The 12856-nt window shown below is 64.1% G+C and carries 10 protein-coding genes; all 10 read left to right on the top strand.

All coding sequences use genetic code 11. The features are described 5' to 3' along the window. Window position 1 precedes the first annotated feature (1 nt). The 10 genes from NKH71_RS16140 (at window position 2) to NKH71_RS16095 (ending at window position 12835) form a co-directional block, all read left to right on the top strand. The gene (locus tag NKH71_RS16140) at window positions 2-1240 is read left to right on the top strand and encodes a CmpA/NrtA family ABC transporter substrate-binding protein (RefSeq protein ID WP_352790667.1); all 1239 of its coding nucleotides are present in this window, start codon (window positions 2-4) and stop codon (window positions 1238-1240) included. A gap of 358 nt (window positions 1241-1598) precedes the next feature. Continuing rightward, complete coding sequence (locus NKH71_RS16135; RefSeq protein ID WP_352895158.1) at window positions 1599-2915, top strand: CmpA/NrtA family ABC transporter substrate-binding protein; 1317 nt, start codon at window positions 1599-1601, stop codon at window positions 2913-2915. Between the two features lie 74 nt (window positions 2916-2989). Further along, window positions 2990-3886, top strand: coding sequence for a nitrate ABC transporter permease (ntrB, locus tag NKH71_RS16130; protein ID WP_352483959.1), 897 nt, complete (start codon window positions 2990-2992; stop codon window positions 3884-3886). A gap of 11 nt (window positions 3887-3897) precedes the next feature. Further along, window positions 3898-4695, top strand: a complete 798-nt coding sequence (locus NKH71_RS16125; RefSeq protein ID WP_352790664.1) for an ABC transporter ATP-binding protein — start codon at window positions 3898-3900, stop codon at window positions 4693-4695. 251 nt (window positions 4696-4946) lie between these two features. Continuing rightward, entirely contained in the window at window positions 4947-5183 is a 237-nt protein-coding gene (locus NKH71_RS16120) for a hypothetical protein (RefSeq protein WP_352790662.1), read from the top strand. Window positions 5184-5242: 59 nt separating this feature from the next. Then, entirely contained in the window at window positions 5243-6544 is a 1302-nt protein-coding gene (locus tag NKH71_RS16115) for an MFS transporter (protein ID WP_352483961.1), read from the top strand. A 19-nt stretch (window positions 6545-6563) separates the two neighbouring features. Continuing rightward, window positions 6564-9014 carry a nitrite reductase large subunit NirB gene (gene nirB, locus NKH71_RS16110; protein ID WP_352895157.1) on the top strand — a complete coding sequence of 817 codons (2451 nt, stop codon included), beginning with the start codon at window positions 6564-6566 and terminating at the stop codon, window positions 9012-9014. 66 nt (window positions 9015-9080) lie between these two features. Next, on the top strand, window positions 9081-9410 hold the full coding sequence (gene nirD, locus NKH71_RS16105) for a nitrite reductase small subunit NirD (RefSeq protein ID WP_352483963.1): 330 nt from the start codon (window positions 9081-9083) through the stop codon (window positions 9408-9410). A 3-nt stretch (window positions 9411-9413) separates the two neighbouring features. Then, window positions 9414-12245, top strand: a complete 2832-nt coding sequence (locus NKH71_RS16100; protein ID WP_352790659.1) for a nitrate reductase — start codon at window positions 9414-9416, stop codon at window positions 12243-12245. Between the two features lie 104 nt (window positions 12246-12349). Further along, complete coding sequence (locus tag NKH71_RS16095; protein WP_023717999.1) at window positions 12350-12835, top strand: hypothetical protein; 486 nt, start codon at window positions 12350-12352, stop codon at window positions 12833-12835. Window positions 12836-12856: the final 21 nt, after the last annotated feature.

The raw sequence follows: 12856 nt of genomic DNA, 5'->3' as shown, positions 1-12856 counted from the left end.
GATGGCGGCCGAGCACCGGATCAATGCTGGCTTCATGCCGCTCTTCGACAGCGCTGTCCTCGTTGCGGCAAAGGAAATCGGCTTCGCGCTGCGCGAAGGCATCGATCTGACGCTCAACCGGGAAACATCCTGGGCCAACATCCGTGACCGCATCGCCATCGGCCATTTCGATCTCGCGCATATGCTGGGGCCGATGCCGATCGCCTGCAATCTGGGGCTGACGCCGCTCGCCTCCGACACGGTCGTGCCGTTCTCGCTCGGCCTTGGCGGGAATTGCGTCACGGTTTCGAACGCGGTCTGGGCGGGCATGGCCGCGCACGGCGCCCGACCCGACCTCGATCCGGCGCGGGCCGGCAGGGCGTTGGGGGCGCTGATCCGCAAACGGGCGAATGCCGGCGGCGATCCGCTTCGCTTCGCCGTCGTCCATCCGCACTCCGGGCACAATTACGAACTGCGCTACTGGCTCGCCGCCTGCGGCATCGACCCGTCGCATGAGATCGAAATCGTCATCGTGCCGCCCCCCTTCATGGCGGACGCGCTCGCCGCCGGCAGGATCGACGGCTACTGCGTCGGCGAACCCTGGAACAGCGCCTCTGTCGTCGCCGGCACCGGCCATATCGCCACGGTCAAGGCGGCCATCTGGAAGACCAGCCCGGAGAAAGTCATCGGCGTGCGCAAGGCATGGGCGGAAAAACAGCCGGACGCGCTTTCGGCCCTGCTGCGCGCGCTGCATCATGCGGCGCGCTGGTGCCAGGATCCGGCAAACCGTGGCGAACTCGCGGCCCTGATGGCGCAGCCGGCCTTCCTCGGGCTTGCGCCGGCGCTGCAGATGCCGATCCTCAGCGGGCATCTGGCGCTCGGCGGCAGCGCCGAACTCAGTGTCGGCGACTTCTTTCTGCCCTTCAACAAGGCGGCGAACTTCCCGTGGAAGAGCCATGCGCTGTGGTTCTACACGCAGATGGTGCGCTGGGGGCATGTCGCGCACACGCCGGAAAACCTCGCTATTGCCCGCGACTGCTACCGCCCCGATCTCTACCGCTCGGCGTTGAAGCCGCTTGGCGTGGCGCTTCCCGGTGCCAATGCCAAGGTCGAGGGCGCGCTGAAGGCCGCGACTCCGGTCGGTTCGGCGGGGGCAAGCCTGGTGCTCGGTCCCGATGGTTTCTTCGATGGCCAGATCTTCGATCCCGACGAGATCGACGCCTACATTGCCGGCCAGAAATTGGCGCGCGCCGAAGCCTGATCATTTCCGCGCCATTCTTGTGCACTGCACAAAAAATGTGCGTGCAACTGCGCTAATGAACAATCCTTAGCTTGCGCGCCCAGCGGGCCGGCGCGCCGACGATTGTGGTATGTCATTGATCTCATTGATGTTTGCCATCCATTCCGAAAACTGGCACGGTTCCTGCAATGCAATAGGCAGACTCTTCTCGGGGTCACGGAATACGCGTCCAATGGCGGGCGCTACAGGCAAAGCTGCCGCTCAGGTCAACACGCGATCCCGGATGACGGACGCGCGCGGCCTGGCTGGCGGCTTTTTGTTTTGGTCGAACACGCAATCGACGGCGCCGATCCCAAGCCGCGCCCAACCGGAGATGACGATGACGAAACGCACCAATAGCCATTCCGCCCCACCGGCGATCAGCCGCCGCGATTTCCTGAGGATCAGCGCGGCCACCGCGGCAACGCTGGCGGCGGCGCGTGCGCTGCTGCCCTCCGGGGCCTATGCGGCACCCGCCGCGCCGGAAGTCACCGGCGCCAAGCTCGGCTTCATTGCGCTGACCGATGCGGCACCGCTGATGATTGCCAAGGAAAAAGGCCTGTTCGAGAAATTCGGCATGCCCGATGTCGAGGTGCTCAAGCAGGCCTCGTGGGGCGCAACGCGCGACAATCTGGTGCTCGGCGGCGAAGCCAACGGCATTGACGGTGCCCATATCCTGACGCCGATGCCCTATTTGATGCACACCGGCAAGGTGACGCAGAACAAACAGCCGCTGCCGATGGCGATCGTGGCCCGGCTCAACTACGACTGCCAGGGCATTTCCGTCGCCCAGGAATATGCCGCCACCGGCGTCGGCCTCGATGCCTCAAAGCTGAAGGAAGCCTTCGCCGCCAAGAAGGCCGCGGGCAAGGAGGTCAAGGCCGCCATGACCTTCCCGGGCGGAACGCACGACCTCTGGCTGCGCTACTGGCTGGCTGCCGGCGGCATCGATCCCGACAAGGATGTCTCGACCATCGTCGTGCCGCCGCCGCAGATGGTCGCCAACATGAAGGTCGGCAACATGGACGTGTTCTGCGTCGGCGAGCCATGGAACGAGCAGCTCGTCCATCAGGGCGTCGGCTTCACCGCCGCCACCACCGGCGAACTGTGGAAGGGCCATCCGGAAAAGGCGCTCGGCGTGCGCGCCGCCTTCATCGACAAATATCCGAACGCCACCAAGGCGATCCTGATGGCCGTCATGGAGGCCCAGCAATGGTGCGAGGCAAAAGAAAACAAGGACGAGATGGCCGCCATCATCGGCAAGCGGCAGTGGATGAACGTGCCGACCGCCGACATCATCGGCCGCCTCAAGGGCGACATCAACTACGGCAATGGCCGCGTCGCCAACGGCACCGATCTCTACATGAAGTTCTGGCAGGGCGGCGTGTCCTATCCCTTCAAGAGCCACGACAGCTGGTTCCTCGCCGAGAACATCCGCTGGGGCAAGTTCGCGCCGACCACCGACATCAAAGCACTGGTCGGCCAGGTCAACCGTGAGGATCTGTGGCGCGAGGCGGCCAAGGATCTTGGTGTCGCCGCGGCCGATATTCCGGCGTCTTCGTCGCGCGGCACCGAAACCTTCTTCGACGGCAAGATCTTCGATCCGGAGAAACCGTCGGCCTATCTCGACAGCCTGAAGATCAAGGCGTCGGCCTGAGCCCGACATAGATGCGCGACAGTGCGTTGGCAACGCCGCCCGTTGTGCATGTGCTGCCAAGGAGTTTTCGAGAAATGTCTATCCAAGCCATCGAGGACAGCAAGGTGAAGCCGTTCCCCGCGCCGGCCAAGCCCGCCGAGGTCATCGCTTTCACCGCCAGGGCGCGGCGCCGCTTCGACCCGGCCGCGATCGCCGGCAAGCTGGCCAGCACGCTGGTGCCGCCGGTCATTGTCATCACCATCATGCTCGTCGTCTGGCAGGTCGCCTGTTCGTCGCCCACAGCCAGCCTGCCACCGCCAAGCCAGGTGTGGAACGAGGCCTATGACCTGATCGCCCATCCGTTCTTCGACAACGGCCCGCAGGATATCGGGCTCGCCTGGCGGGTGCTGATCTCGCTGCAGCGCGTCGCCGTCGGCTTCGGCCTTGCGGCGATCGTCGGCGTTGCGCTCGGCGCGCTTGTCGGTCAGTCGATCTGGGCGATGCGCGGCCTCGATCCGGTGTTCCAGATCCTGCGCACGGTGCCGCCGCTCGCCTGGCTGCCGCTGTCGCTGGCGGCGTTCCGCGATTCCAGCCCGTCGGCGATCTTCGTCATCTTCATCACCTCGATCTGGCCCATCATCATCAACACCGCGGTCGGCGTCCGCAACATCCCTGAGGACTACCGCAACGTCTCCCGCATCCTCAGGCTCAACCAGTTCGAATTCTTCGTGAAGATCATGGTGCCGGCAGCTGCACCTTACATTTTCACCGGCCTGCGCATCGGCATCGGTCTGTCCTGGCTCGCCATCGTCGCCGCCGAAATGCTGACCGGCGGCGTCGGCATCGGCTTCTTCATCTGGGACGCGTGGAACTCATCGCGGCTGCCCGACATCATCGTCGCGCTCGCCTATATCGGCGTCACCGGCTTCTGCCTCGACCGCCTGGTCGCGGCGGTCGGCGTCTTCGTCACCCGCGGCACAACGGCAAAGTGAGGAGAGGGACGATGACGGCCTATCTGAAACTCGACCACATCGACAAATCCTTCGCCCGCGGCAGCCAGGTCAGCGACGTGCTGAAGGACATCCGGCTGACCATCGACAAAGGTGAATTCGTCTCGATCATCGGCCATTCAGGCTGCGGCAAGTCGACCTTGCTCAACCTGATCGCCGGCCTGACCAAGGTCTCGGCCGGCGCCGTTCTGCTCGAGGACAAGGAGGTCGATAGTCCCGGCCCGGAACGCGCCGTGGTGTTCCAGAACCACAGCCTGCTGCCATGGCTGACCGTCTACGAAAACATCAATTTGGCAGTATCAAAGGTCTTTGGCCGGAGCAGGAGCCGGGCCCAGCGGCATGAATGGATCATGCGCAATCTCGATCTCGTGCAGATGGCGCATGCCAAGGACAAACGTCCGGCCGAGATTTCGGGTGGCATGAAGCAGCGCGTCGGCATCGCCCGGGCGCTGGCCATGGAGCCGAAGATCCTGCTGCTCGACGAGCCCTTCGGCGCGCTCGACGCGCTGACGCGCGCCCATCTTCAGGACGCGGTGATGGATATCCATTCGAGGCTCGGCTCGACGACCGTTATGATCACCCACGATGTCGACGAGGCGGTGCTGTTGTCCGATCGCATCGTCATGATGACCAACGGCCCGGCGGCCACCATCGGCGAGGTTCTTCCCGTGCCGCTGGCCCGGCCGCGTCGGCGCATCGAGCTTTCCTCCGACCGCACCTTCCTGCGCTGCCGCGAGGCGGTGCTGAAATTCCTCTACGAACGCCACCGCTTCGTCGAAGCCGCGGAGTAAGGCAATAACCGGAAAACTCGTCATCATCATTGGCAATCTGCATCGGCAATGGGCAATCTACCGCATTGCACAAATATTATGCTGCTGTGCAAGGCATTCTGACTAATCTTTGATCCGCTGCCGAGCTTGGTCAAAAGTCGCGCGGCTGCGGTTCACATTGGTTTCATTCGATAATTCAGAGCGCTGTCGAATTGGCACGCTTCCTGCTTTTCAACATGTAGGTCCGCAAGGGCCAAGTGACACGGCGTCCAATGGCGGGCGCCACAGGCAAAGCTGCCGCTCAGGTCCACACGCGCTCCCGGAACTCCGGACGCGAAGACCTGGCCGGCGGCTTTTTTGTTTTGACGCAATCGACGGCGCTGGTCCCAAGCGGCGCCCAACCGGAGACGACGATGACGAAACGGATCGGAACTGGCGCGTCCCTCGCGGACTTCACGCGCCGCGATTTTCTCGCCGTCAGCGCGCTGCGGGCGATGCCGCGCCGCTGACAGTCGCGAACGAACAGCACAAGGGCGGTGCTTCCCACGCCGCTAACCGGAGCCAGAAAATGACCGCAAATCTCCCAGCCGCGCCCAGCCAGGACAGTGCTCCCCGGCAGGCGCTTGTCATGTCCACCATCGCCTTCACCGTCTGCTTCGCGGTGTGGACGATCTTTTCAATCATCGGCGTGCGCATAAAGCAGGAGCTGGGGCTGAACGAGACGGAGTTCGGCCTGCTCGTCGGCACGCCGATCCTCACCGGCTCGCTCGTGCGTATGGTGCTCGGTGTCTGGACCGACCGTTTTGGCGGACGGCTGGTATACACCGCGACCATGCTTGCGGCGGCGGTCGCGACCTTTCTGCTCGCTTTTGCGCACACCTACGGGCAGATGCTGGTCGCTGCGCTGGGCGTCGGGCTCGCTGGCGGTTCCTTCGCCGTCGGTGTCGCCTATGTCTCGCGCTTCTTCCCGGCCGGCAAGCAGGGCACGGCGCTTGGCATTTTCGGTGTCGGCAATGTCGGCGCCGCGGTCACCAAGTTCCTGGCACCGTTCGTGCTTCTCTCCTGGGGCTGGCAGTCGGTCGCGCTGATCTGGGCGGCAGCACTCGTCGTCATGGCCGCCGTCTTCTGGTTCACGACCGGCGACGATCCGGTCATCCGCGAGCGCCGCGCCGGCAAGGCCGCGCCCTCGAGAAGCTTCTGGCAGGAATTCGCGCCGCTCAAGAACCTGCAGGTCTGGCGCTTCGCCTTCTATTATTTCTTCGCCTTCGGTGCATTCGTGGCGCTCTCGCTATGGCTGCCCCGCTACCTGATCGGCGTCTACGGCTTCGGGCTTGCGACCGCCGGTATGATCGGCGCGGCCTATTCAATTCCGGCAAGTATTTTCCGCGCCTATGGCGGCGTGCTTTCCGACCGGATCGGCGCCCGCACCGTGCTCTACTGGACCTTCGCTGTCAGTGCCGCCGCGACTCTCGTTCTGTCTCTCCCCTCGGCAGACTACGTCGTGCGCGGTGTCAGCGGGCCGATCGCCTTCCATTTCGAGGTCGGCCCGCTCGCCTTCATAGCCGTTGCCTGTGTGCTCGGCTTCTTCATGAGCCTTGGCAAGGCTGCCGTCTACAAGCACATCCCGGCTTACTATCCGCAGAGTGTCGGCGCGGTCGGCGGCGTTGTCGGCATGATTGGCGGGCTCGGCGGCTTTATCCTGCCAATCGTCTTCGGCGCGCTCAACGACCTCACCGGCGTCTGGTCGAGCTGCTTCATGCTGCTCTTCGTCATCGTCGCCACCTGCTTTGCCTGGATGCATTTTTCCATCCGGCGGATGGAGCGCACGGCGTCTGACGAAGCTTCAGGCCTTTCCTACGCGGCTGAGTGAGACCGGAGTGGATCAGGACATGACCGAGAAACTCGTTATCATTGGCAACGGCATGGCCCCCGGGCGCATGCTGGAGCACCTCCTGGAAAAGGCGCCTGGGCGCTACCAGGTCACCATCTTCAACGCCGAGCCGCGCGTGAACTACGACCGCATCATGCTGTCGCCGGTTCTGTCGGGCGAAAAGGCCTATGAAGAGATCATCATCCATGGCGACGGCTGGTACATCAAGCACGGCATCACCCTCTACAAGGGCCACAAGATCGTCGCCATCGACCGGCAGGCAAAGACCGTCACCTCCGATCATGGCGTGACCGAGCCCTATGACAAACTCGTCATCGCCACCGGCTCGGTGCCGTTTATCATTCCGGTGCCGGGCCATGACCTGCCGGGCGTGCTCACGTATCGCGATCTGGACGACGTCCGGGCCATGATGCTTGCCGCCCAGTCGCGGGCCAAGGCTGTGGTCATTGGCGGCGGCCTGCTCGGGCTCGAGGCAGCAGCGGGCTTAAATGCGCAAGGCATGGACGTCACCGTGCTGCATGTCATGCCGACGCTGATGGAGCGTCAGCTCGATCCGGCCGCCGGATATCTCCTGCAGCGCGCCGTCGAGCAGCGCGGCATCAAGGTCATCACCAAGGCCAACACCCAGGCGATCACCGGCAACGGCAAGGTCGAGCGGGTGGAGCTTGCCGACGGCACTGTCATTCCCGCAACGCTCGTCGTCATGGCCGTGGGCATCAGGCCGAACGCGGTCCTGGCGAAGGAAGCCGGCATTGCCGTCAATCGCGGCATTGTCGTCGACGCCGGCATGCGCAGCAACGATCCCGACATCTATGCAATCGGCGAATGCGCCGAGGTCAACGGCCAGGTCTACGGGCTGGTCGCGCCGCTCTACGAGATGGCGCGCGTCGCCGCCAGCCATCTGGCCGGCAATGAGGCAGCGGCTTTCGTCCACATGGACACGCCGACCAAGCTCAAGGTCACCGGCATCGAACTGTTCTCGCTCGGCGACTTCGCCGAGGGCGATGACCGCCAGGAGATCGTGCTGCGCGATGCGGCGGCCGGCGTCTACAAGCGCCTGGTGCTCAAGGACGACCGCATCATCGGCACAGTGCTCTACGGCGAGACGGCCGACGGCGCCTGGTTCAACGACCTCAAGAAGAAGCAGACCGATATATCCGAGATGCGCGATACGCTCATCTTCGGCCAGTCCTACCAGGGAGGCGCCCCCCTGGACCCTATGGCGGCCGTTGCAGCCTTGCCGGATGATGCGGAAATCTGCGGTTGCAACGGCGTATGCAAGGGAAAGATCACCGGCGCGATCACGGCCAAGGGCCTGACCTCGCTCGACGACGTGCGCGCGCACACCAAGGCGTCTGCCTCCTGCGGCTCGTGCACCGGACTGGTCGAGAAGTTGATGGTGCTGACCATCGGCGACAAATACAACCCCGCGGCGGTCCAGCCGATGTGCAGTTGCACCGCGCTTGGTCATGACGAGGTCCGCCGGCTGATCAAGGCCAAGGGCCTGAAGACCATTCCCGCCGTCATGCAGGAGTTGGAATGGAAGACCTCCTGCGGCTGCGCCAAATGCCGGCCGGCGCTAAACTATTATCTCGTCTGCGACTGGCCCGACGAATACGCCGACGACTACCAGTCGCGCTTCATCAACGAGCGCGTTCACGCCAACATCCAGAAGGACGGCACCTATTCGGTGGTGCCGCGCATGTGGGGCGGCGTCACCAACGCCGCCGAATTGCGCGCCATCGCCGACGTCGTCGACAGGTTCGAGATCCCGATGGTCAAGGTCACCGGCGGCCAGCGCATCGACATGCTCGGCATCCGCAAGGAAGACCTGCCGGCGGTGTGGGCCGATCTCGGCCAGGCTGGCTTCGTCTCCGGCCACGCCTATGCCAAGGGGCTGCGCACCGTAAAGACCTGCGTCGGTTCCGACTGGTGCCGCTTCGGCACGCAGGATTCGACCGGTTTGGGCATCCGCATCGAAAAATTCATGTGGGGCTCGTGGACCCCTGCCAAGGTCAAGATGGCGGTATCGGGCTGTCCGCGAAACTGTGCCGAGGCGACCTGCAAGGATGTCGGCGTGATCTGCGTCGATAGCGGCTACGAGATCCATTTCGCCGGCGCCGCCGGGCTCGACATCAAGGGCACCGAAGTGCTCGGCCTGGTCAAGACCGAGGACGAGGCGCTGGAGCATATCGTGGCGTTGACGCAGATGTATCGCGAGCAGGGCCGCTATCTCGAGCGTATCTACAAATGGGCCAAGCGCGTCGGCATCGCCGAGATCAAGCGCCAGATCATGGACGATGGCGAGAAGCGCAAGGCCTATTTCGCGCGCTTCGTCTTCTCGCAGAAATTCGCCCAGGTCGACCCGTGGTCGGAACGTGCTTCCGGCAAGGACAAGCATGAATTCCGGCCGATGGCTTCGGTCGGCTTTGCGCAGGCGGCGGAGTAGGCGCGTGTTCCCGAAAAGTGGAATGCGGTTTCCGGACAAGAACACGCGCAAAAGAGGAATAGCCACATGAATTGGGTATCCATCGGCACGCTCTCGGACATTCCGCGTCGCGGTGCGCGCTGCGTCGCCACACCCGAAGGAAAGATCGCCGTCTTTCGCACGGCCGACGATCAAGTCTTCGCCATCGACGACCATTGCCCGCACAAGGGTGGGCCACTCAGCCAGGGCATCGTCCATGGCACGGCGGTGACCTGTCCTTTGCACAATTGGGTGATCTCGCTCGAGACAGGCAAGGCGCTCGGCGCCGACGAGGGCGTGGTGCGCACCATTCCGGTGCGGATCGACGGCGAGCGGCTGTTCATTGCGCTGGAAGCGCTGGCCAGCCGCGCGGCGTGAACCATGCAGATTGATGAAGCGCGCGAGGTGAGGACCACCTGCCCCTACTGCGGGGTGGGTTGCGGCGTGCTGGCGAAGGTCGCCGCGGACGGTGAAATAACCGTTCGTGGCGACCCGGACCACCCGGCGAATTTCGGCCGCCTCTGCTCCAAAGGCTCCGCACTGGCCGAGACCATCGATCTCGACGGCAGGCTGCTTCATCCGGAAATCCACGGTCGCCGTACCGACTGGGACCAAGCGCTCAATCTAGTCGCTTCGACCTTCTCGCAAACCATTGCCGAACACGGCCCCGATTCGGTCGCCTTTTATGTTTCCGGCCAGTTGCTGACCGAGGACTACTACGTCGCCAACAAGCTGATGAAGGGGTTTGTCGGCTCGGCCAATATCGACACCAATTCGCGCCTGTGCATGGCCTCGTCGGTCGCCGGCCACCGCCGCGCCTTTGGCTCGGACACGGTTCCGGGAAATTACGAGGATCTGGAACTTGCCGACCTGATCGTGCTCGTCGGCTCCAATCTCGCCTGGTGCCATCCGGTGCTCTATCAGCGCATTGCCGCTGCCCGGGAAAAGCGGCCCGAGATGAAGGTGGTGCTGATCGACCCACGCCGCACCATGACATCGGATATCGCTGACATGCATCTGGGGATCGCGCCCGATGGCGACGTCGCTTTGTTCACAGGGCTGCTCGCCTATCTCGGCCAGCATAACGCGCTGGACCGTACCTATATCACGGCGCACACGACCGGATTCGGGCAAGCGCTTTTCGCTGCCTCGGCGCTCGACCTTGCCGGCATCGCGGCTGCCACGGGTCTCAGTGAGGACGAACTGTCCCGCTTCTACAGCCTGTTTGCCGCGACGGCGAAGACGGTGACCGTCTACAGCCAGGGCGTAAACCAGTCGTCTTCGGGCACCGACAAGGTCAACGCCATCATCAACTGCCATCTCGCCACCGGCCGCATCGGCAAGCCCGGCGCCGGGCCGTTTTCGGTGACCGGCCAGCCCAATGCTATGGGCGGCCGCGAGGTCGGCGGCATGGCCAACATGCTGGCCGCCCACATGGAGATCGAAAACCCCGAGCACCGCAACCGCGTGCAGCGCTTCTGGAACGCGCCGACCGTCGTCGAAAAGCCCGGCCTGAAAGCGGTCGAGATGTTCCAAGCGGTGGCCGACGGACGCATCAAGGCGCTGTGGATCATGGCGACCAATCCGGTCGATTCGATGCCGGACGCCGATACCATCGAGGCGGCGATCAAGGCTTGCCCGTTTGTCGTTGTCTCGGACGTGCTGGGCGAGACCGACACGGTCCGCCATGCTCAGGTCCGGCTGCCGGCGGCGGCATGGGGCGAGAAGGACGGCACCGTCACCAATTCGGAGCGCCGCATCTCGCGCCAGCGGGCTTTTTTGGCCACGCCCGGCGAGGCAAGGCCAGATTGGTGGATCATCGCTGAAGTCGCCAGGCGGATGGGGTTTGCCGAAGCTTTTTCGCATGTGTCGGCGGCCGACATCTTCGCCGAGCATGCGGCGTTGTCGGGTTTCGAGAATGACGGCGCGCGCGATTTTGATATAGGCGCGTATGGCGCGATTGATTCAGGGACCTTTGAGAAATTGGCGCCATTCCAATGGCCAGCGCCGAGCCAAGGCACCCCCCTCTGGCCTGCCGGCCATCTCCCCCTCAAGGGGGGAGATTGGATGTCGCCACCGGTTTCGCCAATCGTTACCATTGCTGAAAAGGCGGTGCCGGCAAAACTGCCAATCTCCCCCCCTGAGGGGGAGATGGCCGGCAGGCCAGAGGGGGGTGCGTGGCGCCAGCCGGAGGACAAAAGCACCCGCTTCTTTGCCAACGGCAATTTCTACACACCCGACGGCAAGGCACGCTTTATTGCCATCCGCCCAACCGCCCAAACCCGCACCAGCCTGGACTACCCGTTGGTGCTCAACACCGGGCGCGTGCGCGACCACTGGCACACCATGACGCGAACCGGCAAGAGCCCGCGCCTGTCGCAGCACATGGCCGAGCCTTTCGTCGAAATTCACCCGGCTGATGCGCAGCACTACGGCATCGGCGATGCCGATATTGTGCGCGTCTCGACAGCTTATGGCGAGGTCGTGGTCCGCGCGCTGGTGACAGGGCGCCAACGCCAAGGCTCTGTGTTCGTGCCGATGCACTGGACCGATCAGTTTTCCGCGCGCGCGCGCGTCGATGCCCTGGTCGCGCCGACGACTGATGCGATTTCAGGCCAGCCGGCTTCAAAGAACGTTGCCGCCCGAATCGAGCGGTTCGCCGCCACGGCCTTCGGCTTCGCGGTGCTTGCGGAACGGCCCGCATCCATCGACGCCGATTATTGGAGCCTCGCCCGCTGCCCCGCCGGCTGGCGCCTTGAAATTGCGCTGCAGGACAGCCGCGACTGGACCGGGTTTGCCGCCGCGCTGTTCGGCCCGGAAGGCGAGGCGCTCGCCTATCACGACATCGCCGGCGGGCACCATCGCTTCGCCCGTTTCGCGGGCGGTCGGCTGGTCGGCGCGCTCTATCTTGCGCCTACCCCGGTAGCGGTGTCGCGCGGCTGGGCGGCCGAACAACTGGGTGCCGACCATGCCGATCGGCAGGCGCGGCTGGCGATCGTCGCCGGCAGGCCTGGCGGCAAGAGCGTCGACCGCGGCGCCACCGTCTGCGCCTGTTTCGGGGTCGGTGCCAACCAGATCGCGGAAGCGGTGCGCGGCGGCTGCACCAGCGTCGCGGCAATCGGCGCCGCCCTTCACGCCGGCACCAATTGCGGCTCCTGCCGCGCCGAGATCAAGACCATTATCGACGGGCGGCGTCTGCAAGCTGCAGAGTGAATGCGCCGAGGAACTCTGCCGCGCCGCTGCATGATGCTTACTAGCAATTTACAAACCATAGGCTACCACCGTTCTGACTTCGATTCGTTCGGAACGGGAGCCCCATGAGTAAAGCCCTGACCTCATTCGCGCTTGCGGCCGTGCTGACGGCTTTGCTGATGGCGCTCAGCCTGGCGGTGGCCAGGCATGGCTATCCCTATGGCGCGATCGGCGCCAAGCGCTTGAGTGACGTCGCCGATGCAGGGGCATTCATTCCGCTCGCGGCGGTCTACTTCCTCAGCGCACTGCTGATGATGGTTCTGCCGATCAGGCTCGCCGGCATCGTCCTGACGCATGCCGCCGATGCAATCTTCTGGACGGTCATCGTGTTGTTCGCGGTCATCGTTGGATGTCTCGCCGCCAGATTTGCTTTCGGTCAGCACGATGTGCTCTCGGCACTGCTGAACTGGCGGTTCCTGTTTGTCGCAGCCATCGTCGGATGCCATCTCTTCATCAACGAACTGCGGCGCAACATCCTGTTGAGAAGCCTGTTCTTCGTCGTCTTCGCCGCTGCGACACTGGCCTGCCTGTTTTGGTCCTTCACGATCTGAGCATGTGCGACCGTCGGGACA

This window comes from Mesorhizobium sp. M0983 (assembly GCF_040318975.1).
In the GTDB taxonomy this organism is placed as follows: domain Bacteria; phylum Pseudomonadota; class Alphaproteobacteria; order Rhizobiales; family Rhizobiaceae; genus Mesorhizobium.
This window is presented reverse-complemented; position numbering and strand designations above follow the sequence as displayed.